Origin of the sequence: Mycoplasma hafezii, assembly GCF_049942695.1 — a bacterium.
Taxonomy (GTDB): domain Bacteria; phylum Bacillota_I; class Bacilli_A; order Mycoplasmatales; family Metamycoplasmataceae; genus Mycoplasmopsis; species Mycoplasmopsis hafezii.
The window spans coordinates 542189-567251 of sequence record NZ_CP187940.1 but is presented as its reverse complement, the minus strand read 5'-3'; the positions used below and the strand labels follow the sequence as shown (position 1 = coordinate 567251).

Annotated in this window: 23 protein-coding genes; 14 read left to right on the top strand and 9 right to left on the bottom strand. The window is 27.7% G+C overall.

Annotated elements, in window-relative coordinates; genetic code table 4:
- Positions 1–122: 122 nt before the first annotated feature.
- From ACPYPZ_RS02150 to ACPYPZ_RS02095, 12 genes are all read left to right on the top strand, one after another.
- Positions 123–611 carry a transcription antitermination protein NusB gene (locus ACPYPZ_RS02150; protein ID WP_426460937.1) on the top strand — a complete coding sequence of 163 codons (489 nt, stop codon included), beginning with the start codon at positions 123–125 and terminating at the stop codon, positions 609–611.
- Positions 595–1089 carry a hypothetical protein gene (locus ACPYPZ_RS02145; protein WP_426460936.1) on the top strand — a complete coding sequence of 165 codons (495 nt, stop codon included), beginning with the start codon at positions 595–597 and terminating at the stop codon, positions 1087–1089. Before ACPYPZ_RS02150 ends, ACPYPZ_RS02145 begins: the two co-directional genes overlap by 17 nt.
- Positions 1089–2246: an aminotransferase class V-fold PLP-dependent enzyme gene (locus tag ACPYPZ_RS02140; protein ID WP_426460935.1), complete on the top strand. Its 1158-nt coding sequence runs from the start codon at positions 1089–1091 to the stop codon at positions 2244–2246. The genes ACPYPZ_RS02145 and ACPYPZ_RS02140 overlap by 1 nt, the downstream gene beginning before the upstream one ends.
- On the top strand, positions 2236–2658 hold the full coding sequence (sufU, locus tag ACPYPZ_RS02135; protein ID WP_426460934.1) for a Fe-S cluster assembly sulfur transfer protein SufU: 423 nt from the start codon (positions 2236–2238) through the stop codon (positions 2656–2658). The genes ACPYPZ_RS02140 and sufU overlap by 11 nt, the downstream gene beginning before the upstream one ends.
- A complete protein-coding gene (locus tag ACPYPZ_RS02130) occupies positions 2651–3889 on the top strand; it encodes a Y-family DNA polymerase (protein ID WP_426460933.1) in 1239 nt (412 codons plus the stop codon). Before sufU ends, ACPYPZ_RS02130 begins: the two co-directional genes overlap by 8 nt.
- 8 nt (positions 3890–3897) lie before the next feature.
- A complete protein-coding gene (locus ACPYPZ_RS02125) occupies positions 3898–4983 on the top strand; it encodes a nicotinate-nucleotide adenylyltransferase (RefSeq protein WP_426460932.1) in 1086 nt (361 codons plus the stop codon).
- A 1-nt stretch (position 4984) separates the two neighbouring features.
- Positions 4985–5692 (top strand): pseudouridine synthase, encoded by a 708-nt coding sequence (locus tag ACPYPZ_RS02120; protein ID WP_426460931.1) that lies wholly within the window; start codon positions 4985–4987, stop codon positions 5690–5692.
- Between the two features lie 240 nt (positions 5693–5932).
- Positions 5933–6532, top strand: a complete 600-nt coding sequence (gene rpsD / locus ACPYPZ_RS02115; RefSeq protein ID WP_426460930.1) for a 30S ribosomal protein S4 — start codon at positions 5933–5935, stop codon at positions 6530–6532.
- Positions 6533–6554: 22 nt separating this feature from the next.
- On the top strand, positions 6555–6764 hold the full coding sequence (rpmE, locus tag ACPYPZ_RS02110; protein WP_426460929.1) for a 50S ribosomal protein L31: 210 nt from the start codon (positions 6555–6557) through the stop codon (positions 6762–6764).
- A 74-nt stretch (positions 6765–6838) separates the two neighbouring features.
- Positions 6839–8407 (top strand): hypothetical protein, encoded by a 1569-nt coding sequence (locus ACPYPZ_RS02105; RefSeq protein ID WP_426460928.1) that lies wholly within the window; start codon positions 6839–6841, stop codon positions 8405–8407.
- Positions 8408–8410: 3 nt separating this feature from the next.
- Complete coding sequence (locus ACPYPZ_RS02100; protein ID WP_426460927.1) at positions 8411–8548, top strand: hypothetical protein; 138 nt, start codon at positions 8411–8413, stop codon at positions 8546–8548.
- 359 nt (positions 8549–8907) lie between these two features.
- Positions 8908–11064, top strand: a complete 2157-nt coding sequence (locus ACPYPZ_RS02095) for a hypothetical protein (protein ID WP_426460926.1) — start codon at positions 8908–8910, stop codon at positions 11062–11064.
- A gap of 71 nt (positions 11065–11135) precedes the next feature.
- Here the strand turns inward: ACPYPZ_RS02095 and gap are convergent, their stop codons facing one another.
- The 9 genes from gap to ACPYPZ_RS02050 form a co-directional block, all read right to left on the bottom strand.
- Positions 11136–12131 (bottom strand): type I glyceraldehyde-3-phosphate dehydrogenase, encoded by a 996-nt coding sequence (gene gap / locus ACPYPZ_RS02090; protein WP_426460925.1) that lies wholly within the window; start codon positions 12129–12131, stop codon positions 11136–11138.
- A 155-nt stretch (positions 12132–12286) separates the two neighbouring features.
- Complete coding sequence (gene fmt, locus ACPYPZ_RS02085) at positions 12287–13123, bottom strand: methionyl-tRNA formyltransferase (RefSeq protein WP_426460924.1); 837 nt, start codon at positions 13121–13123, stop codon at positions 12287–12289.
- Complete coding sequence (locus ACPYPZ_RS02080; protein WP_426460923.1) at positions 13123–14001, bottom strand: hypothetical protein; 879 nt, start codon at positions 13999–14001, stop codon at positions 13123–13125. Before ACPYPZ_RS02080 ends, fmt begins: the two co-directional genes overlap by 1 nt.
- A 7-nt stretch (positions 14002–14008) precedes the next feature.
- The gene (locus ACPYPZ_RS02075) at positions 14009–15007 is read right to left on the bottom strand and encodes a hypothetical protein (protein WP_426460922.1); all 999 of its coding nucleotides are present in this window, start codon (positions 15005–15007) and stop codon (positions 14009–14011) included.
- Between the two features lie 38 nt (positions 15008–15045).
- On the bottom strand, positions 15046–15618 hold the full coding sequence (locus tag ACPYPZ_RS02070; protein ID WP_426460921.1) for a dephospho-CoA kinase: 573 nt from the start codon (positions 15616–15618) through the stop codon (positions 15046–15048).
- Positions 15612–16505 carry a 5'-3' exonuclease gene (locus ACPYPZ_RS02065; protein ID WP_426460920.1) on the bottom strand — a complete coding sequence of 298 codons (894 nt, stop codon included), beginning with the start codon at positions 16503–16505 and terminating at the stop codon, positions 15612–15614. The genes ACPYPZ_RS02070 and ACPYPZ_RS02065 overlap by 7 nt, the downstream gene beginning before the upstream one ends.
- Positions 16495–19470 (bottom strand): DNA polymerase III subunit alpha, encoded by a 2976-nt coding sequence (dnaE, locus tag ACPYPZ_RS02060; RefSeq protein WP_426460919.1) that lies wholly within the window; start codon positions 19468–19470, stop codon positions 16495–16497. Before dnaE ends, ACPYPZ_RS02065 begins: the two co-directional genes overlap by 11 nt.
- Before the next feature lie 123 nt (positions 19471–19593).
- A complete protein-coding gene (locus ACPYPZ_RS02055) occupies positions 19594–20457 on the bottom strand; it encodes a hypothetical protein (protein ID WP_426460918.1) in 864 nt (287 codons plus the stop codon).
- A gap of 533 nt (positions 20458–20990) precedes the next feature.
- Positions 20991–21848, bottom strand: a complete 858-nt coding sequence (locus tag ACPYPZ_RS02050) for a MurR/RpiR family transcriptional regulator (RefSeq protein WP_426460917.1) — start codon at positions 21846–21848, stop codon at positions 20991–20993.
- A 324-nt stretch (positions 21849–22172) separates the two neighbouring features.
- Here ACPYPZ_RS02050 and ACPYPZ_RS02045 point away from each other — a divergent pair, with 324 nt between their 5' ends.
- Both ACPYPZ_RS02045 and ACPYPZ_RS02040 read left to right on the top strand, forming a co-directional pair.
- Positions 22173–23234, top strand: coding sequence for a phospho-furanose lactonase (locus ACPYPZ_RS02045; protein ID WP_426460916.1), 1062 nt, complete (start codon positions 22173–22175; stop codon positions 23232–23234).
- A gap of 47 nt (positions 23235–23281) precedes the next feature.
- Positions 23282–25024, top strand: a complete 1743-nt coding sequence (locus ACPYPZ_RS02040) for a PTS ascorbate transporter subunit IIC (RefSeq protein ID WP_426460915.1) — start codon at positions 23282–23284, stop codon at positions 25022–25024.
- Positions 25025–25063 lie beyond the last annotated feature (39 nt).

Here is a 25063-nt window from a genome sequence, read left to right as displayed (position 1 = left end):
ATTAAATTTGTGTATTTTTTAACCTAAAAAATAAATGGTATTAACCCTATGTTATTCTTATAGCTTAAGTAAATTAAGATATAATTAAAACAAATTAAATTATGTTCTTAAAGGTGGTAAAAATGAAGCACGTGAAAACACGTAGAGAAGTACGTTTTGAAATAGTACAAGTACTTTATAAATATGAATTATTAAACGAAAAAATTAAGATTCAAGAGGTTTTTGATGAATTCCCTTATTTAAGTAAGGAACAATTATTATTAATTGATCGTATCTCAAAAAACTATGATTTCTTAAAGAAAACACTAAGTCAATTTATAAACAAAGACTGAGAGTGAAATAGAATTAGTCCAGTTATTAGAGCTATTTTATTAACAGCAGGTACAGAATTATTTTACTTACAACCAAAAGTTGCAATCAATGAAGCAATTGAAATTACAAAAATTTTCTTCTTAAAACCTATTAACAAAGATGATAAAACATACGCTAGTTATGATGATTGACAATATAAATTTGTTAACGGTGTTTTAGAAAACTACTATAAATTATTATTAAAATTAGAAATCTTTTCTGCAAAATCAGATTTTGTTGCTAATGGAACCAAAAAATAACCAAACAGCAAATTGTAATTCAGCAGAGAAAAAAACATCTTGAAAATTTAACTTTAATATTTGATTTTGACAACATAAAATCAATGAAGTTTTAGATGTTTTCTTTCAATTAGGATTACTTGATTTAACAAAAATAAAGCAAATGAACTTTACAAAATTAAATTCTAAAGGTCGATGAGATAATTTAGAAGATTTTGCAATTGATTTTCAAAAGAATTTACCATTTGCTGAAAACATTACTGAGCAAGATAAAAAAATGTTAAGCAACTTCTTTAACTATGCAATTTATCAGCTTGCTTATCAATGTTATTTAAAGAAAATCATCTTTACATTTGTTGAACATAATCCTTATAACAAAGAAAATAAAATCGTCTTGAATCATAAAAAAAGAGATTGATATTATGATTTTTTAGATGATTTTAAAAAGATTCCAAATTACAATTTGAGTTTAAGAAAGCTTTTAAATATTTTATTGTAATGAATAATAAAGAAATTAGAAAGCAATTTCCTATTGCAGATAAGATTACTTATTTTGATAGTGCTGCATTAGTTTTAAAGCCACAAATCGCAATTGATGCAGTTACTGACTTTTATACTAATAAATCAATTTCTTCACGTACTGCAGATACTCCGCTTGGAAGTGAAATTGCACAAGTTGTTGCAAACGTTCGAACCAAGGTCGGAAACTTAATTGATGCTACAGATGAAGAAATTATTTTTACAAGTGGAACAACCGAATCATTAAATGTGCTTGCTTTAATGTCTGAAAACATTTTAAATGAAGGTGATGAAATTCTACTTTGTACTCATAATCATAGTTCTAACATCGTACCGTGAATTGAAATTGCTAAACGTAAAAATGCAACAGTAGTTTATAGTGAAAACCCAATTGAAAACCTAAATTCCAAAACTAAAATATTATCAATTAGTCAAGAAACTAATAATTTTAATGTTACTTTTGATGTACACGAATTATTTCAAGCAGCTAAACAATTTGAAGACTTAATGATTGTTTCAGATGCTGCTCAAGCTATTATTCACGAAAAAGTTTCGCTTAAAGAGGTTGATGCTATTGCGTTTAGCACCAATAAGTTTTATGGTCCAACTGGATTAGGTATTTTAGCAGTTAAAAAAGCGTGACTTAAAAAAATGAAACCTGCAAAATATGGTGGTGGAAGTATTACTGAAATTACATGTAATTCATCTTGAGGACTAAGAGATACAATTGCTGCATTTGAACCAGGAACTCCAAATCTAGCTGGAATTTTTATGTTTGATAAATCAATTGATTTCTTTAACCAAATTGGTTATGCAAAAACTAATGAAATTCTCAAAGATTTATCACATTACTTACATTCAAAATTAGCCGAATTAGATAATGTGGATGTTTATTCAAATCCAGGTGATAATATAGCAATTATTAACGTCAAAGGTATTCATCCACAAGATGTTGCTACCTACCTTGGAAAACATAATATTTATACACGTGCTGGAATTTTCTGTGCTTTATATCTAGTTAATATCTTAAAAGAAAGTGCTTATTTAAGAATTTCTTTAGGAATTTATAATACTTATGAAGATATAGATTACTTAATTGAAGTACTAAAAAATGGAGGTGATTTTTATGCATTTTAATGCCGATGAAGCTCGTAAAACAATTATGAATCACTATATGAAACCAACTCATAAGCATAATTTAACTGTAGGAAATTTTCAAACTACATTTAGTAATACTTGTTCAGATAAACTTGAACTTGAATTACAATGAGATAATGATGTTTTAGTTGATGCTAAATTCAATGGACACGGATGTGCAATTTTTATTGCAAGTACTGATTTATTCATTGACTTAATTAAAGGTAAAACTAAAGCTGAAATTATTGAGCTTTCAACATTATTGAAACAATTTGTTAATCAAGAAGAAATTTCAGAAGCAGATATTAATAAACTAGAACAAATGTGAGTTTTCTATAATGTTAAAACTCATTTAAACCGTGTTAATTGTGCTTTATTAACTTCAAATACATTTTTAAAAGATAATGAATAAAAAAGCAATTTTATTTCATATTGACTTTGATTCATACTTTGTAAGTGCAATGCGAACAGTAAAACCTAAACTAAAAAATAAACCTGTAATTTGTGCAAAAAATTCAAATCACGCAATTGCTACTTCAATTAGTTATGAGTTAAAAAATTTAGGGATTAAAGCTGGAACAAAGATTGCTGATATTTTAAAAGTAGTTCCCAATGCAATTATTGTGCAACCTAATTATGAACTATTTAGCATTTTGTCTAATGATATTTTTTCTTATCTAGCTGCTAAATATTCAAACAAAATTAAAGTATGTTCAATTGACGAATGTTTTTTAGATGTGTCAAATAAGTGTCAAACTAAAGAACAAGCTATTAATTTAGCTAGAAAAATTCAGCAAGATATTCTAAAGCGTTTTGATATTCCAATTACCATCGGAATTTCAAATACTTTTTTTGCTAGTAAAATGACTACCAATATTTCTAAACCGTTTGGTATTGGATATACTGATGTAAGTAATTTTGCAGAACATTTTTTCGAGTTACCAATTGATGAATTTCACGGTATAGGGAAAAATTTAGCTCCAAAATTAAAAGAAATCGGCATATTTAAAATCGGTGATTTAGCTAAGTATGATCGCAGTAATACGCAATTACAAGCAATTTTAGGACATACAATTGTTGATGTTCTAGATTGCTTAAATATTGATAAAAACGAGTTTATTAGCAAATCTAATAAAGAAGTTAAAGGAATTGGAAAAAGTGAAACATTTGCTGTTTTACCAGTTTCACAAGAATTAATCGAAATAACACTAGATAAGTTTCTTGAAGATGTTTATACACGAATGATGCTTAAAAACCTAGCTTGTAAAACAGTGTCGGTTGGAATTAGAGAATTAAATCAAGAATGAAAGTGAACTCAATTTAATTTTGCAAAATATTCAACAGATTTTAAAATAATTAAAAAAACTGTTTATATGCTTTACTGTGATAACTTTAATGAAATTAGTATTAAAGGAATCGGAGTTCGCTTAAGCAACTTAGAAAGTGTATTTGAGCTGTATGAACCAATTAGTTTATTTGAAGAGACTCCAAATCAAATAACTGATGTTGATCGGATAATGAACCAAATAAACAAGAAATTTAATCAGAAAAAAGCAATTACTTTAAAAGAATACAGTCAAAAGCAAAAGCAAACTCATAATAATAGTCCATATCTTGATGGTGTGGTATTTAAAAAATGATAGGAGAATTTATGAAAATAGGAATTTACGGTGGATCTTTTGATCCGATTCACAAAGGTCACATTAGTCTTGCTAAATATGCAATTAATGAACTTAAATTAGATAAATTATTATTTGTACCAACAAATGTTTCACCATTTAAACTTAAAGCTAAAGGTGCAAAAAATGAAGATAAGATTAATATGCTAAAAATAGCATTAAAAGATTTTGATAATATGGAAATTTGTGAATTTGAAACAAAAAGAGGTGGAGTTAGTTATACAATTGATACAGTTAAATATCTTAAAAATAAATATCCTAACGATGAGTTATTTTTAATTATTGGATCAGATAATTTACCACAATTAAATAAATGAAAAAATATTGATGAAATTGCTGAAACAGTCACAATAGTTGCTGCTCGAAGAGGAAAGAACATTAATAAGTTAAACCTTAAAAAATATGGTGGTATTTTATTAAACAATAGACTTTATGACTATAGTTCAACTGAATTTAAAAAAGGTTTCTTAGATATGGTTTCACCTGAGGTGCTTGATTATATTCAAGCACGTGGTTTATATATTGAACAAATCGTTCATAATTCTTTAACCGCACTAAGAGCAAAACACTCAGTGGCAACCGCCTCATTTGCTGCAGAACTTGCTAAAAAACACGGTGTCAGTGCTAAACAAGCTTACTTAGCTGGAATTATGCACGACATTGCTAAGGAATGAAGTGAAGCTGAATCGAGAGCATTTATTGCCGAATATTCACCAGAACTTAAAGATGTACCAAATCACAAATTACACCAAATTTGTGGAATGCTTTGAGCTAAATATGGTTATGGTGTAACAGACCAAGAAATTTTACACGCAATTGAATACCACACGACTATGGATAAACAAATGAATAAACTTGACAAAATCATTTTTATTGCAGATAAAATTTGTGATGGTCGTAGATTTCCTGGAATTCAAAAACTAAGAGAATTAGTAAATCAAGATTTAGAGGCAGGATTTAAAGAAGTGGTTCGTGTGAATCGTGATTTTAACTTAGAAAAAGGTGTAAAGTTTGATAAAGAGGCTGAAGAGATTTATAAAATTCAGTTAGGAGAATAAAATGGAACAAGAGAGATTACAAAAATTACTCTCTAAAGCAGGGATAGCTTCACGGAGAGAAGCGGAAAACTTAATTTTAAGTAAGAAAGTTACCGTAAATGGTGAAGTTGCTGTTTTAGGTCAAAAAGCATCGTTTAGCGATGATATTAGAGTAAATGGAAAACCGATTACTGAAGAAAAGAAAGTTTATTATGTTCTAAATAAACCACCAAAAACAGTATGTACTTTAAAAGATAATTTTAATCGTCGAATCGTTACTGATTTAATTGATACACCTTACAAAATTTTCCCAGTTGGAAGATTAGATTACGATACAACAGGAGTTTTAATTTTAACTAACGATGGTGATTTAGCTAATAAATTAATGCATCCAAAATATAAGATAGTTCGTGTTTATCGTGCAAGATTAAATGAACCACTTTCGAAAGTAGAATTAGCTAAATTAAATAAACCAGTATTTATTAATAAAGCATACAGTAATCAAGAAGTTATTCCGATCGAAGGAGCTCCAAAAAGTTATTTTGTAGTTTTAACAGTAGGAACATACCACCACGTTAAATTGTTATTCCAAACAGTTGATAAGACTGTTATCAACTTAAAAAGAGTTGAGTTTGGTGGAATTACTGTTAAAAACATTCCAGTTGGTGAATATCGAGCTTTAAATATGAAGGAATTAAAAACTTTAAGACAATTAGTAAAAGATAACTAATTTTAGAAAAATAAATGAAAATGCCTATAATATAGGACTAAAAAAGCTAGGACAAAACTAGCTTTTTTTATATTAAATGGTAAAATATAAAAGCATAAAAACAGCAGTTTATTATGATTAGCTACAAATTTAACTTGTTTAACAATTTGCAAGTAGGCTAGCTGCTTAAACCGAAAACATTAAGTTAAATTTACCTAATTAGAAATAAACCCTCTAGTTATGCAGAAAGAGGAAAATTATATGTCAAGATATACAGGACCAGTGTTTAAAAAAGCACGTCGTTATGGATTTTCAATTTTAGAAACTGGAAAAGAATTTTCAAAAGGTAGAAAAAGACAATACGCTCCAGGACAACACGGAAACAAAAGAGTTAAACTTTCAGATTACGGACTTCACTTATACGAAAAACAAAAAGTTAAATACATGTTTGGTGTTAGTGAAAAACAATTACGTAAAGCATTTGAAAAAGCTGTTAAAATCAAAGGTGTTACAGGTACAAACTTACTTCAATTATTAGAACAACGTTTAGACAACGTAGTTTACAGAGCTGGATTTGCTACAACAAGAAGACAAGCTCGTCAATTAGTAAACCACGGACACTTCACACTTAACGGTAAAAAAGCTAACATTCCTTCAATGATCGTATCAGTAAACGATGTTGTTGAACTTAAAGAAGGTTCAAGAAACAACGTTCAAATTAAAGATGCTTTAGAAAACAAACAAGCAGCTGCATGAATGACAAGAAAAGACTTCAAAGTAACATTAGATAGATTACCAGAAAGAAACGAAATGCACCAAGAAATCAAAGATGCATTAGTTGTTGAGTTCTACTCAAAATAATAGGTAAAAGGAGAAATAAATTATGAAAAAAGATATTCATCCACAATACTTCGAAGTTAATGTTAAATGTTCAACATGTGGTAAAGAGTTTAACTTTAAATCTACAAAACAAAACTTTTCAGTTGACGTATGTTCAGGATGTCACCCAGTTTACACAGGGAACCGTTCACAAATCAAAGCTACAGGTAGAATTGATAGATTCAACAAACGTCTTGAAAAAATGTCTAAATAATCAGACATTATTTCTATAAATAATTAAAGCCATACATATTTTAATGTGTATGGCTTTTCATATGAAAGGAAACAATGAGTAAGGTACTTGATTTTATTAATGCTTTAAGTTTGACTGCTAATTCTGTTTTACCAAACAATCAGCATATGGTAGTTACACAAACAGTGGACTTAAAAACATATGAAGTAAGAGTTCAACAAGATAAAATAACTCGCATTAGTCAAAAATTTATGCAAGCACAACTATCTGAAAAAGAAATCGAAAAATATAAAAATCTGGAAACTGATGATTTAGTAGATAAATATTTAGATGATGTGCAATTATCTGAAGTAAAAAATGATTTAAATAGTGATTATAGGATTAAAAACAAAACAAATGGATATTATGATAGACTAACTACTAATCAAGACTTAAATGAACGAAATTTAGGTTTTGAGTGAGATAAAGTAGAACACGAAATAGACAAACAAGAAGGTAATGGAACTACCAAGAACATCAAAGAAAAATTTGACAATTTTAATAAAAACAGATCGGAAACTAATTTTAGCAGTAGCTATGGTTCTGTTAGATGAATAGATAATTCTCATATTTTTGATGATTATCATGTGGAAGAGACTCCAAGTGGAAAGCATATTACAGGTAAGAGTGAACTAAATTATCAACCGTTATTGTCTCGCGAGATAGAGCAAGATATTCGTTCTAAAGTTGAAAATGAATTAAAAAACTCAAATAATTATTTTGATAATTTTAAAAATAGTTTATTTAATACTGTAGAACAAAAAGAATTATTATTAAAGAAATCTAGAGATATAAATATTGCGACAAGCTTCTTTGTAGCGTTAAATTGAGCGATTATATTAGGGCTTTTATTTGCAGTATTCTTTGGTGCTGCGTGAGCAATTAAAGAATTTACGACACTTACAGTGGCTAATACAATCTCTACTGCTTTTTTAGTGCAGTCATGAAATGAGTATTATGCACTTGAAGAAGATTATAAAACATTAAAAGAAACTCTAGAATTAACCAAGAATAATAGATTAGATTATAATCATCAATTAAGGGCAACAGAACTAATTGAACAAATTTCAGAAGTTGCTAAAGAAAATAAAATTTCAATAAAAACACTTGTTGATGGTTATTCTAAAATAGGTGACTTTAAGTTTATTATTAAAAGAGATGGCGAATTCTTTACTTTAGGCCTAAATGATTTAATTTATGAAAAGATAGCAGAATATACAGATAATTTTTGAAATGTCGCATTAAAACCTTTGATTGCTAAATCAAATCCAGGCATCATTACAAAATTAAATAATTTTAATAGTTGAAGGTATAAAATAGGCGATAAATTACATTTAACTAAAGAAATTACTAAACCAAAATTAACAAAAATTTGTTCACCAACTGATGTTATGGAGAATGTGAGAACATGAATTTCAAATATAAAAAATATGAAATTAAAAAATCTTTGTGATTTATTCAGAGGATTTTGAAAAAATCCAGATGCCGTTTTTAATGTAGCTAAAATAATAATTGATGCTGCAGAAACAACAACTATGTTTGCACTTAAAAAAGATTTTGAAGAATTACAAGTTACTGTTGAAAATGCGGTTGTAGCATTAGCTGAAAAAATAATATTATGTTAAAAAATGAAGGTAAACTTATTTCATTTTGAAATAGATGAAATTCAGGTAATTTTAGTCATAAAAACAAAATTACAAGAAGAATTATTTGAAAGTGAAATACAAAGGTTTGAAGCTACCAAAAAGATCTTCAAAATTTACTAGGTACTTGTTATTCAAAAACGATTTTATTATCTAAACTTTATCTATTTATTGGGTTATTTTTAATAATCTTTAGTTTGTTTAGTTTTGACTATTTGTTACCAAATATTTGATTAAGATTAACTCTAATATTAATCGGAATATTTGCACTCGTTTGTTTTTTTATTAAATTTACAAAAATAAATAAATTATTTTCTGGAAATATCAGTAATTTAAAAAAAGTATTTTATAATGATTTTTCAAATGAGGAAATTAAAAAATATATTAATTCTTTTAAAAATATTAAAATCGATGAATTTAATTACCACGGCGAAATAAGAGTGACACATAATGCAGCATCTAAAAAAATTTGAAATGATAAAATGTTTCAATTGTATAACGAGAATATTAAACAAGCACCACTTGAATGGTGAGAAAATGAAGAAAAGAGAAATAAGATTACTCAAGATGATTTATCGCTTTTTTTCGAATATTTTATAAACAAAGAGTGCTGAAAAAACTATTTATTAAAAATGTTAGAAAAAATACTTTGAGTTTTTACTATAGTTGCATTTACATACTTTATAGTGATTGCTAAAATAGATGATCATAATTTATATCTTTATAATTATCATTTAACAGAAACAGAACGAACAATTTATTTTATTTTATGCATGTTTGTATATACAATCTCACCTGTTATATGAGTTATTTTCTGTGTTGTATTTAGCTATTTACTAAGATTTGATAAAACTGGTAAATTGCTTTATGAACCTGGACAAGGAAAACAAGTTTGATTTTTTGAAACACTGTTATTTTATTTAAATTTCCCAACTGAGCAGAACAAAAAATTTGTTGTTGCTAGATTATCATTATTTGGATTAAGATTTTTTAAATTTACACATAAATTATTGACAATTAATGGTAATCAAATCCTAAAATATTTGAGTAAAGACACAATTGAAGAATTGCCTAAATTAAATTTACAAAGATTTTCAGATGTTAAAAGCGATTTTGTTTCATTTAATCAAAAACAATATTTAAAATTACCTTGACTTATATTTGCTGCTACTAGTTTATTAATTTGAATTTTTCCGTTTATTTTATTTAGCATAGACTACAAAATTTATTTAATTGTTTTTACGATGTTATTTTTACATATTTTTGCAATCGTTTTTGCTTGATATTTTTGATTAAGTAATAATCCATTAACATTTAAAAAATGATTTAATGTTCAAAAAGAACAAATCAGAGTCTTGGTAAAGCAGTATCTTAACTTGAACAATGTAAATCTTAGTTTTGATGCTGAACAAAAAATAAAGTTTAAATACTCAGTAAAAATATTATTTCAAACTATCGCTTCTCTTTTTATTTGGTTATTATTTATTTTTGTAATATTAATATTTAGTTTAATTATAAAATCATTAGCTAGTCATGATTATGTTTCTAGCTTCTTAAATTATCAAATCTTAATATTTGATAATTTATACTTATGATTACTATTGCTATTTATAAATTGCTTTACACTTGTAATTCTTATTTACATATTCATGAAAAAAATAAATAAATTTGTTTATTCTTGAGAAAAAATAAGCAGCTCTAAAGATTTAACTAAGTATTTAAAAACTTTCTGCAATAACACTAATAATTTCAACACTAAAAATAATCTAAACGACTCGATTAATTATTATGTAAAAAGAATTAAAAGAAACTTAATGGTTAAATATAATTTAGGAATGTTCTCAAACCTATTGTGTACTATTTTTACAATATTAAGCATCTGATATTACGTTTTATATTCTAAAAAAATTAATGAAGTAGAAATTTCCTTTATAATTTCAGCAGTGATTTTTAGCTGCTTTACATTAATCTTTAAATATTGCTTAAGATATAGCACACTACAGAAAAAAATGAAAGATATTATAATTGATAATTCAATAGAATATAAATTTTTAATTTTACATAATAATATTTTAAAGACTAAAAGATGAAAGGCTAATGAAAGTTTATACCTAGAATTTAAATTATCTCGTCATAACAAAAGTGCTACAAAAATTATGAAATCCATTTTAGATGAATTTGAAGCAATGAAATTAGATTTTGCTAGTTATGAAATTAACGAGCAATACGACAGAATAGTAAAACAAATTTCTAGAAGAATAAGTTTAATTTATTTATACCAATGAACTACGATTTATTGATTCTTGCAATCAGTTATATTAATAATTCTTTCTAATTTTATTAGTCTAAGCGAGGTTAATCAAACGTATTTATTAGAACATCAAAAGTTAGTGATTGCTCTAATTTTATTAGGTTGCTTATTTATACCTTTTACTTTATGAAATGGTATCAATATAAGGTTATTTGAAGTAAAGTTTAATTTCTTAAGTCAATTTATTCCAATTACTAAATTGATGATTTGGAATAATTATAAATATTCTAATGACCAAGATTTAATTGCGACAACGCAATGAACGCAATACCTTTTAAACTGATTTTATATAATTAAACTTAGAAATAAAGCTTTAGCAATGAAATAATATTTGTGCACTTGATAGTGCACATTTTTTGAATCAAAAATCCAGGTTTCCCTGGATTATAAGTGCAATAATTATAAGTTTGCAAAGTGAACAACAGTTCTAACAAGTTGTGAAACGTATGACATTTCATTGTCGTATCATGAGAATAATTTGTATAAGTTTCCGCTTTCTGTTGTTTTAACTGATGTTAATAATGAATCGAAGATTGATCCGTAGTGTGAGTTAATAACGTCTGATGAAACGATTGGAGCTGTTTCGTATTTCATTGTTTCGTTAGCAGCTTCTTTCATAGCAGCGTTAATTTCTTCAACTGTAGGTTGTTTTTCTAATTGAACTGTTAAGTCAACTACTGAACCTGTAATTGTAGGAACACGAACTGCAAGTCCGTCTAATTTTCCTGCAGCTTCTGGAACTACTAATCCGATAGCTTTAGCAGCACCTGTTGATGTAGGGATCATGTTTTGAGCAGCAGCTCTAGCTCTTCTTAAATCACGGTGAGGAGCATCTTGTAATCTTTGGTCTCCTGTGTATGAGTGAATTGTTGTCATTAATCCTGATTTAATTCCGAATTTGTCAACTAATACTTTAACAACTGGAGCTAAACAGTTTGTTGTACATGATGCAGCTGAGATAACTTTGTCATCTGCTGTTAAAACGTCGTGGTTTACATTGTAAACAACTGTTTTAAGGTCACTTCCAGCTGGAGCTGAAATAACAACTTTTTTAGCACCTGCTTTGATGTGTTTTTCTCCACCTTCTTTTGATGTGAAGAATCCTGTTGATTCAACAACAAGGTCAATTCCTAATTCACCTCATGGAAGGTTTTCAGGATCTCTTTCAGCAAATACTTTAATTTCCTTACCGTTAACAACAATAGCACCTTCTTTAGCTTCTACTTCATATGGTAATTGGTGGAAAGCTGTATCGAATTTTAATAAGTGTGCTAATGTTTTAGGGTCTGTTAAATCGTTAACAGCAACAACTTCTAAGTTTGAGTTTGTTTCTAATAATCTACGGAAAAATAATCTTCCGATTCTTCCGAAACCGTTAATTGCAACTTTTTTCATAAGTTTCTATTATCCTTTCTGTGAATAAGTTTGTAAGATTTTTAAGTTAACTTTATATAAGATATTAATATCTTACAAGTTAATTATATACACTTTTTGTGTAATAAAAAAATCTATTTTATAATAGATTTTATTATTATGGTAATACTTCCATTTTAGAGTTTCACACGCTTTTTAGATTCGAATTGATAATCTGTTGCATAAAGAAAACCATCAGAAAACTGTAATTTTAATGCATTATTGTGTGTTTTTGTTTTAGAAGCGTAATAAATTTTAACTCTTTTGTTATCTAAAAGAATGTATGCACCTGGATTTGATGAAAAGGCACGAATTTTATTAAAAGCAGTTTCAATATCTAAATCATTTGTAAGTAATGCATCTGACTTTTCTAATTTAGGAGATAAGATAACTTTTGATTCATCTTGTTTGATACGGTTATAGTTGTTATTCTCAAAGTCTTTTAATCATTGTGTGATATTTTCTGTTGCTAATTTGCACATTTTTTCAAATAAAGTATCAGAAGTATCAGTATCAAGAATATCGAGTTCAGCAACTTTAATAACATCACCAGCATCCATTTTTAGCTCCATAAACATTAAACTAATACCAGTTTTTTGATCTCCATTTAAAAGTGAATATTGAATCGGTGCTGCTCCACGGTATTTAGGTAAAAGCGAACCATGAATATTTAAAGCTCCTTTTTTAGGTAAATCTAAAACTTTTTGTGGAATAAATTGACCAAAGGCACAAGTTAATAAAACATCAAAGTCTAAAGCTTTTAATTCTTCATATATTTCACCAATTTTATTTGGTTGAAACACTGGAATATTATATTTTTCTGCTAATAATTTTGTTGGAGTTGGTTCAAGTTTATATCCACGGTTTGCTGGACGATCTGGTTGTGAAACTAATGCAACCACTTCAAAATTTTTAATTACTTCTTCAAAAATTGGTACTGAAAAAGCTGGTGTACCTGCTAAAACTATTTTCATTATTTTCCTATCCACATTTCAAGCTTGCAAAGTTTTTTAATTAATAATTGTAATTTTTCAATTGCGAAGCTTGAAATTTTATTTTCTTTATTATTAATAATACTTTTAATATTTTTTACTGAAACGTATGAACCTAAAAAGGTAATTTTCTGGTTTAATTCACGTTGTTCTAAGATTTTAATTAGAATATTTTCGATATACCAAGGGTTGTAATTTTTAAATCCAATTTCATCGAGTACTAAAACATCAATTTTTGCTAATGTATCAACAATGAAATTTGATTCGTTATCTGTTGAATTAAATCCTTTTTTGAGTTCATCTTCAAGATAATTAATATTAATATAAGCTACTTTATAATCACGTAAAGCAAAGCTATTTGCGATATTGCTAAGCACGGTGCTACGTAATGAATTTGCAGCTCCTTCTAAATAACATCCTTTAATATTTTTTAAATTATCTTTATCATCAATTTTTTCTAGTAGTTCAGAACGGAAGTTATATAAATCAAAATGGTTTGATTCATTAATTCCTTCTTGTTCTTCGATTGAAATTTTAGTAATTGGACGAGAAATATTACTAAATGCTAGGTTATGTTCTAAAAGATATTCTTTTGCTTCTTTTGTATTATTAATTTGTTTACGAGCACATAAATTTTGGTTATTATCTCGATATAAAATTGTCCGATACAAATATTTGCTTGGATCTCTTTTTTCTGATAAAAGATCATTAAATAATACAAAATTATCTCAGATCTCTTGATCTGAGATATTTAAGAGTTCAACCAGTGATTGAATTTCTGGATGTTTTTTGATTGAAGCAATTAATTCATCTTGAGAAACAAAGAGATTAGTTTTTAAAAAATGATTAATTTTCTCCATAAGTTACCTACTTATTATTATTTAAATAAAGTGCTTTTAAAAAGTTTTTTTGTTTATAAACATCATTATATTCATTTGAAAACTCAAATTTTCCATCTAAATAGTTTTCGATATTTTCAAAACCATTGATTTCTTTTTGTGTCACTTCTTTAATTAATGTGTTAGCTAATTTTAATCAACGATCTGATTTATTTGCAGTATGTCCTTGTTTTAAGAAAGCAAGATACATCACAAGATTGATAGTTTTATCGTCAGCTAATTTTTTCTTTCAATCAATTAAATAATTTTGAGCAGCTTCATTTGGCTCGTGATCTAATAATTGTTTATAAAAGTCGATAATTGTTAATTTTAATAAAGCTTCATATTCATTTGAATATTGAGTATTTCCAAATTCTAGTTTGATTGCTGTAGGCTTAATTGATTTAGACATTTGTTTAATTTCAAGATCGCTTTTGGTTCTTTTTCCTAAATCAATTAAGAATTGATCAACACGTTTTGCTTCCTCTTCTTGTTTTTCAAGGTTAAACATTTCAAAAAAGCTGGTTGTAGCATCTTCGTATTGTTTACCACTAAGGACAGAAACTTTCTTACTTTTGTTTTTAATCATAAAGTCAAATTGACTTTTACCAAGTTTTTGAATGATTAAATCAGAAATAAACATATTGTTTTTAATACCGATTGCATCAAGTGGTTTTTGGAGTGTAAAAACAGTAATTGCTTTTTTGTTATCGTAGTAAGTGTTAATTAAACCGATAGCTTCTAACTTTTTACGAGCAATTTCTAAATGTTCAATTTCCATTGCACAAAAAATGCTAAGTGAATTAAAATCAATACTTGTTTTTTGGAAATTAGTTCCTTTTGAAAAGTCTAAAAGAGTTTCGTAAAGAAAGATAGGTTCAGCCCCGAGGATTGAACCATAAAGTTCTCTTAAGTTTGTTAAATCTTCACTTGAAATGTGTTGCTCTTTTTGAACTGCGAAATATGAAAAACGTAATTGATTTTGCATCACGACCTACCTTAATTTGGAATTAATGTAATATTATTTTAAATGCTTAGGGAATGATTGACTAATTTATTTTTTAAATTTTCAAGTTCTCACTTGTTGTTAATTGAGATATTAACAATTTCCACACCACATAAATTATCTTTTACGTCTCAATTATAGTGGTTTTGGGTTTCAAAATAGTTAAATCAAAAGTTATCCACACCCCTTATTTCACAGAGCGATTGACGTAGTGAACTGTTTGTGTTAATTGCGACAATTTTTTGAAATATTTGAATAAATTCACATCTAGTTTTATACAAAATAGGGATTTCAGCAAAGTCATATTTGTTCTTTTTTAAATGATTCTCTAGATACCTAAAAACAAGCTGTTCTAGTGTCGAAAGTTCAATTTTTCCTTGTGAAATTGCTTCCTTTAATTTTGCTTTATTAAGCTGATTATTTTCAAAACATATAGTAGGAAGCATGTTTTTAGCATCTGATAAAAATGTGGTATTTTTTTCATAAAGATTATTCACATATTCATCAGCATAAAACACACTATAGCCTTCTTGTTCTAATTCTTTTAAAACAAAAGTTTTGCCAGCACAAATTTTTCCAACTACTGCTATCATGCGACGTCTTTAATTGCTTTTTTTGCTTTATTTAATTCTAATTCATTAAACATATCGACTGCATTATCAAAACTTATATGGTAGTGATAAAAGTTTGTATCAGTATTAAAATCAGCAATATCAGGATTTAAAACTGTTAAGTCATAACACATTCGACCAGTAGCTTCACCGTTTTTTAACTTATTTCTAACTGCATTAGTGATTTGATCTGAATTGATATTTTTATAAATATTGTCAAATGTTCCGAATTTATAAATTAAATCAATAGCTGTTTTATCACCGATCCCTTTTACTCCTGGTAAATTATCAGATGAATCGCCTTTTAAAGCTTTATAGTCAATAACGTGTTGATATGGATAACCGAAGATATCTTCAAAATTATAAATATCAATGAGATCGTAGTAAGCAGAAAAACCTTTTTTAACTTTATTAATGACTGAAACATCTTCATTAATTAGTTGCATTAAGTCTCTATCGTGAGAGAAAATGTATTTTTGACCAGGAATATTTTTACAGTAAGCAGCAATTAAATCATCAGCTTCAAAACCTGCAACTTCTTGGTGTTTAATATTTAATTTAGTTAGAAGTTCCTTAATCAACTTAAATTGAATAAATAACTCACTTGGTGCTTTGGTTCGACCATCTTTATATCCTTCATATTGTTCGTGACGTTTTGTTTTTTCTTTAGCGTCGAAAGCAATAAATAAGTTGTCAGGTTGAAATTCTTTAATTAACTGTGATAATTGTGTTAAAAATACTGAAATTCCATTTGTTGGAACACCTGCTTTATTTCTAAGAATTCCTTCAGGATTTCCATAATAAGTTGCGTAAAAACTTTGAAACATTAAATAGTTTCCATCAACAACTAAACTAATTTTATTGTTCATCTTCATATTCCTTTCAATCATAAACTCTTAAAAAGTTTTTATCTGTTTTGCTAATATTAATCATAATGATTCTAGGTTTTGGATAATTTGCTAATTCAAGCATTTTAGAAGCAAATCCGTAGCAAATTACTGAAGCAGTATCGTCTTTTAAAGATACTGTTACCATTTGCTTTGTAGGGTGCTTACGTACGTTTGTAAGGTAAGCAACAACTCAAACTCTATCTAACCCAATTTCTGATAATTTTGGTCTATTAACCGTTAAATTATTTTTGTGAGTAATATTTGGTAGTGCATTATAAATATCACCAAGCAGTTCACTTTCATATCTCATTTCAGCATCTAAATTACGTTCTTTTGCTGGAATTTCCATTTGATCGTATCCAAATTCTTGCATAAATTTTTTAATTAAATCTAATCTAGCTTCATAATCTGATGCATCTAATTTAGATTTTTTTAGAATTGGACTAAACGCATTATAAATGCTATTGAATTCTTCATAAAAATCTAATAATTGAACTACGTTACCAAATTTTCTAAAGACATTAGCCTTGATTAAAGTTTGGAGTACTGCATCACCGATTCCTGCACTTTTTAATCTAATTCATCCTTCTATGATGTTGTTAATTGAACCGTTAGTTTTTATTTCACTTACTATTTTAGTAACTGCGACTCCACCAACACCTTTAATCATAATAAAAGGTAAGTAAAGTTGTTTATTATAAACTTCAACCTCAGCAGTAGAAATATTAATTAAAGGTGAATTAACCTTAATTCCTTGTTCTTTAGCATCTAGAGCATATTTTTTAATATTAAGTAAATCTCCAGAAGAATTGCTTAATAAAACTGAATAAAACTCCATTGGATATCTTGCTTTATAAAATGCTAGTTTATAAGCTATTAATGCATATGCTACAGCGTGAGATTTGTTAAAACCATAATCAGCGAATTTCTCAATATTTGCATAAATTGTTTCTAGGGTGCTAATGCTAATATTGTTTTTTAAACCACCTTCAAAAAACATTGTTTTATAGCTGTGTAATTTCGCTTCATCTTTTTTAGAGATTGCTCTACGCAATAAGTCCGCTTGAGCAAAAGTCATATTGGCGACTTTTTGTGCAATTTCCATAATTTGTTCTTGGTAAACAATAATTCCGTAGGTAGGTAGCACAATTTTGTCATATTCAGGGTGAATTTTTGCAATTAAATTAGGGTTTCTTTTATTTACAGCATATGTTTCAATATACTGAGCAGGACCTGGACGAAATAGTGAAATAATAGCGTATAAATCATCAAAACTATCAACATGAACGGCTTTAATTGCTTTTTTCATTCCGTCACTTTCTAATTGGAAAATTCCGTTTGTAGCAAGTTTATTGAGTAAATCAAAAGTTTGTTTATCAACAAACATTGAGTAATTATTTGTAATTATGGAATCGAAACGTTTTTCAACAGGGATTAAATTTTCAATTTCTTGTAAAATAGTTAAATTTTTTAAACCTAAGAAATCAATTTTAATTAGCCCAAAACGTTCAAGGTAGTTCATTGTAAATTGAATTTGAGTAAAACCATTTTCGTTGTACGTAACTGGAAATTGATTAATTAAATTTTCGTTAGCAATTACAACCCCAGCAGCATGCAATCCAACTTGTCTAGGTAATCCCTCAATTTTTGAAGCATATTCATGTAAGTTTGGATACATATCAACTAAAGCACGATATTTTTTATTTTTAATATATGCTTCAGTTAAAGAATTATCAAATTTAGTTAATGATGCGGAAATTTTATTTACATCTGCAGTTGGTATTTCTAAGACTCTAGCAACATCACGAATTGAATTTTTAGAAGCTAAAGTCTGAAAAGTAGAAATTAAAGCAACTTTTTCTGAACCATAACGTTCTTGAAGGTATCTTAATAGCTCGTCTCTTTTGTTGTCTTGAATATCTAAATCAATATCGGGTAAAGAAACACGATCAATATTTAAAAAACGTTCAAAAAGTAAATTAAATTCTAATGGATTAATATCTGTAATATTTAATAAATAAGCAATCAAACTACCAGAAGCACTTCCACGACCTGGACCAACTTCAATATTATGCTCTCTAGCTCATTTTAAAGCATCTCAAATAATTAAAAAGTAATCAATAAAACCAAGCTTTTTAATTGTTTGATATTCGTATAAAATTCTTTCTTTGACAGTAGCTAAATCATATTTTTGAATAATTTGTTGATATCTTTCACCTTGAATTAATTCTTTAAATAATTGATCGGCATCATTTGAAAATTTTGCAAGTTTAATTTCTTGTGTAGGTGGTGTGATGTTAATTGATTCTACTAATGCAACCATATTTTGATAAACTGTTTCTTCAATATCTTCAAATTCATTTGTGTCAAAATAGTCATTATATGTATAAACTTTTTTCGCTTTTCCACTAATTTGTTCTAAAACACTTAAAATTTCGTTATCTTCAAAGTTTAAAATTCTTTTAGTAGGGGCATAAACTGTATTTTGTTTAATTAAAGTTTTAGAGTTATAGAAAAAATTACTTGGAATTTCAGTTGCTTTGTTTTCTAAACCTTTGGCTAATAATCCTTTTTCAAAGTGATCGATAACAAATAAGTCTTCGCTTTCTAAATCAAGGAAATTATTAATAAAGCTTTTTTGTGAAGCATTAAAAATAATTTGGTTAATTTTTGCTAATCCTTGGTTATTTTTAGCAATTACGATAACTTTAAAATAATTAGTTTCATCAACAAACACTTTAGTTTCTATTCCAATAATTGTCTTAATACCAGTTTGCTTACTAAATTCATAATAGTAAGGTAGTGCATATAGGTTATTGACATCCGTTAAAGGTAAATATTCTAAATTATTTTGAACTGCTAAATTAAACAAATCATTTAACTTAATTTTTGAATATAAAAATGAATATTCAGTATTTGTGTGTAAATAAATAGGTTTTCTCATTTTCTCTCCTATCAATAAAAAAGATAGTATTTGATAATACTATCTTTGTATTTTAATTTTAATGTATTAATTTTTATTTTATTGGTTTTTTAAAATTTAGTTATTTAGTTAGTTTAAACATGGTTAAAATTCCAAAAATTGTTTTAATTTGTTTTCGTGTGCAATTTTAATCGCTATATGATTTAAATAGATTGTAATTAGTGGTTCGAAAATTGATGCGATTATTAAGAATGTTGAGAATATTCAAACTCATGGTTCAGGAACCATTGTGCTTTCGATGTTTGAATTTAAATTAGTTAAACTTTGTACTAAAAGGTTTTGATAACAACATAATGAAAGAATAATTAACCCTGAAATAATTAAAGTAAAAATAAAATAATAAATTGTTGCTCAATTAAACTTTTTAACTAAATTTTGGTAGTGTATAAGTGAGTTTTCTGGATATTCCATTTTAATATTAACAATTTCGGTTAAAACTTCACGGTAAAATATATTTTTGCTTTTGGTTTTTAATTCGTGAGATTTAATAATTAACTTTTTACGTTGTATAAAGAAGAAGATCAATAGCCCTACAATATATCCTATTCAAAAAATTGAATAAAATATTGTAAATACAATGGGAATACTTATATATTTTGTTTCTTTTGAAAAATATGTTGCATATCAAATTCAAGCAATTATAAATGTTCAAACAATAACAATAATTATAATTTCCATAGTAATTCATAGCAAGCTATTTCATCTTGTATAATACGTTTCACTTCCTAATAATAATTGATTAATTTCTTTCTCGTAATTTTGATGAGTGGATATAAATTTAGCTAAAATCATATCAAAATTAATTTTAAAAATCATTGTCTTATAAGTGTATAAATATAAATATAAGAATAGCGGTACAGGTAGAGTGATTAAAATAAATGTTCAGAATAAATTATTGTGTTCTCAAATTAATCATTTATATTGCTCAAATCATGTGTAAAACACCATTCATTCCATAGGGAAAATAAATAGAGCTAAGATAAAAGACAATCCTAAAGAAGGTACAATTATACGATTAAAAAATCAATTTTGTGAAAAATGAAAATTCATTTTACTTATTCTAGAAATGTTAATTAATTCTAATATAAATAAATGTTCTATTTTTCTTATGTTATTTCTTTTTAAATATCAAAAGATTGAAATTAGATTTATTAATGTTAAAAATGCAGTTATAGATCAAAAAATTATAATGAAAAGACTAAATCCGAAACTAGTGTAAATTGCTTGGTTGTTTGTTATGTTACCTTTTATGTTAAATATCGCAATAATACATAAAGGAATTAGAAAAATAAACGCACCTAAAGAAATTACTCCTAAGATAAAGGGTTTTAATCCTTGTTTAAAAAAGTTGAAATTTTTCATAATGATTACCTACTATATTACTAGTTATTGTGCGACATTCTTAAGTATTTTTCTTCACATTAAAATTATATTCTTTTCTATAATAAAAAAACCATATATAACAAAGTTATATATGGAGTTTAGTTGTTTAAATTCTTTCACTTATCCATTAATTTGATTGCATCCTCGAGTTTATTTCTTAAAGATTGATCCTCTATTAAAATAGATTCAAAAAGAATATCAGCAATCATTAATTGTGAGATTTTAGTTGATAAAGGGATATTTAAATTACTTGAATAAATTTTTTGATAAATAATAGCAATGTCATTTTTGTTAAGTAAATCGCAATGATTGTTTGAAGTGATAACAATTAAAGGAATATTACGGTTATGACATTCGTTGATACAAAATGATGTTTCAGGCGAAACTAAATTATCAGAAAAAAGTACAAAGACGTCGTTTTTATTACCACCAGCAATCGCTGGAATAAAAGTATGGAAATCATTTTCAGCAACAACGCTTTTAGCAACTTTATATAAGTTTGACACTAATGTATCACTCATTCTTTTTGAACTACCAGAACCTAAAACAAAAATTTTATTTGCTTTATTAATTTGAATAGCGGCTTTTTGGATTTGAATTAATAAGTCTTGGTTGTATAAGTTGTCAAAGACATATTTAATTCCTGATTTAATTGTTGAATGATTATTATTTTTATTTTCAGAAATTGGATATTGGTCCTGGAATTTTTGAATAGATTTATTGATATGGATTGTTAAAGATTGATAATCGTGAAAACCGTATTTATTTGCAAAACGGGACACACTTGCAACAGATACTCCAGTTTCTTTAGCTAAATCACGAATTTTATAATTAAAGGAATCTCCTTCAAAACAGTTAATAAAGTCTAAAATAATATAATCGTTTTTAGATAAACCTGAGACACCTTTTAAAATGGGTTTTTTAATTTGACAGAAATTGTTCGTAGCTTTTTTCATAATGTTTTCTCCATTTTGGGTTGCAAAAAGACAAAATTGTGGAAATTTTCCACATTTTTTTATTTTGCATAAATTTATAGAATGTAATTTATTTACACTTTTTCCCTTTTATATATAAGCACTTTAAATAATTATAAAAGTTTATGTAAATTTGTTACATTTTTCTTTGCAAAAAAGACTGCAAATAATAGAGAATTTTAATGAATAGAAGCCAAATATCAACGAGCTGAAAATAAGCTATTGAGTTAATGAATAAAAACTATTTTGAATTGCACTTCTATTTTAAAAACAAAATACATTATTATATGGTTAAGAAGGAGAACAATGAAAGAAAAATTCGCAAGAACAGTCTTTGGTGATATTCCTGCTACAGAACTTGGAGTAACAGACTGCCACGACCACTTTATTAAAAATGGTGGACCAGAAGTTGAAGAACACATTGACTTTTTAATGTTAAATGTTGATGCTTCAATCGCTGAATTTAAAGAATTTATTGACAGAGGTGGTTCAACAATCGTAACAATGGATCCACCTAACGTTGGTAGAGATGTTATTAGAACATTACAAATCGCAGAAGCTGTGAAACCTTTAGGTGGACACGTAATTATGTCTACAGGGTTCCACAAAGCAAAATTCTATGACAAATATAGTTCATGACTTGCTTTAGTTCCTACAGACGACATTGTTAAAATGTGTGTTGCTGAAATTGAAGAAGGAATGGATGAATACAACTACAGTGGACCAGTTGTAAAACGTTCAAAAGCAAAAGCTGGAATTATTAAGGCTGGAACAGGATATGCTGCTATTGATAGACTTGAATTAAAAGCTCTTGAAGTTGCTGCAAGAACATCAATCGAAACAGGATGTCCAATTCTTGTACATACACAACTTGGAACGATGGCACTTGAAGTTGCACAACACTTAATCGACTTTGGTGCTAACCCAAGAAAAATTCAACTTTCACACTTAAACAAAAACCCAGATAAATACTACTACGAAAAAATTATTAAAGAAACAGGTGTTACACTTTGTTTAGATGGACCAGACCGTGTTAAATACTATCCAGATGCTACACTTGCTGAAAACATCAAATACTTAGTAGACAAAGGGTACCAAAAACACATCACATTAAGTTTAGACGCTGGTAGAATTCTTTACCAAAGAAACTACGGAATTACAAAAGGAAAAGAAACATTCGGATTAGCATACTTATTCGACAGATTCATTCCATTATTAAAACAATTAGGGGTTTCAGACGATGCAATTCAAGATATGCTTGTAAATAACCCTAGAGAAATTCTTGCTTTTGATGAACCAAGAAAATACGATGAATCAAAAGTTTCAGAAGAATTAAAACAACTTAAAAAAGACTTAAAATTAGACTAATTTAAATAACTTTATGCTTTAACTTTAGTTAAAGAAAAGGACTAATCATGACAAAAAAGGCTAAATCTTTTAACTATAAAGCCTTACTCTGATTAGGAATTGTTGTACTAGTTTTCGCAGCGATGGCTGGTATTACATATGGAGTTAGAATGGGAGTGTACCACGAAACAGCTGGTGCAGCTACAAAATACTTTGTAGATAAAGTTCTTATTTCTAACTTTTTAGGATCTGTAACAATTCTTATTGGGGTAGTGGTTTTCGCAGGATATCTAATACTTGGAAGAGGCTTTTCTGATGCCTTCCTGGGAATGATTAAAGCAATGATCGGAGTTATCATGCTTAAAATCGGTGCTGCTGTACTTGTTGGTATGGCTAAACCCGTTTTCACAGGTATCAGTAAACTTGGAGCCGACGTTACACCATTAGATCCTTACTTTGTATGAAATGACTCAGCTAAATGACTTAGAGAATTAAATGCTGGTTATGAAGCTTGAATTTCATATGCTCTTTTAATCGGATTTGCAATCAACTTACTTATGGTTGTTTTCCGTAGATGAACAAACATGCATGCAGTTATGCTTACAGGACACGTTATGTTCCAACAAGCAGCTGTAGTTGTACCTGTTGTGTTCTTTACAATGTTCTTTACTAACGATGCACAAGGAAATGCCGGTGTTGCTGCAGGACAATTCTATGCATCAACAAGCCACATTATTGGAACAATTATCATTAGTGGTATTATTTTAGGACTTTACTGATCAGTAGGTACATCAGCTACAATCAAAGGTAGTGATGCAGTTACTGATAAAGCTGGTTTCTGTGTTGGTCACCAACAAATGTTAGGTTTATCAATTGCTTATGGAATTGGTAAATTCTTCGGTAAAAAAGAAGATTCAGCAGAAACTAAAAAAATTAGTAACAAAATTAAAATTTTCGAAGATAACATTTTTACTCAAACAATGCTTATTTTCATTTTATTCTTAATCTTAATTTTAATCTTACAATTTGCTTCTAAAGATCCAAACTGAAAATTTGCCGATCCAAATGGAAATGTTACAGGTACTAACTTTGGTGCTTGAAAAGTAGATGCTCAAAACTGAGTAATTAACATTTTCCTTGGTTCACTTAAAATTGTTGCTTCAATTTTAGTACTTCAAGCAGGTGTTAGAATGTTCGTTACAGAACTTCAACAATCATTCCAAGGTATCACAGAAAAAGTTGCTCCAGGTGCAGTTATTGCTGTTGACGTTGCTGCTACATATGGATTTGCAATTAACTCTGTAACATACGGATTTGCTGCTGGTACAATCGCACAATTTATTGCTGTTGGAATTGTTATTGGTATTTCAAGAGCTGTGCCTCATTTCCCAATTGTAATTCCATTATTTATTACATTATTCTTTAACTCAGGTTCAATGGGTGTATTTGCAAACGCATCAGGTGGTTACAAAGCATCAATTATTGTTCCAGCAATCTTTGGATTCTGTGAAATCTTTGTAATTGCAAGTGGATTATACGCATTAAACCACATGTACAATGGATTGCCAGATGCAACAAAAGCATTCAGCTTACCATTCAAAGGTGGATTCTTAGGAATGTTCGACTGAAACTTATTCTTTGGAGCAGCTATGTGAGCTTCATTCAGTCCAGTAGCTTCAGGAATTGTATATGCAGGAGTAATTCCAGTTGCATTAATTATTCTTTCACAATTACTTGATACAAACCGTCAAGAAAAACCAACATTATTACAAAAAGTATTCAGAATCAAACCACAATTGATTACAGAATAATTTATCAATTAATCGGCGGTTTAATTACTGTCGATTAAT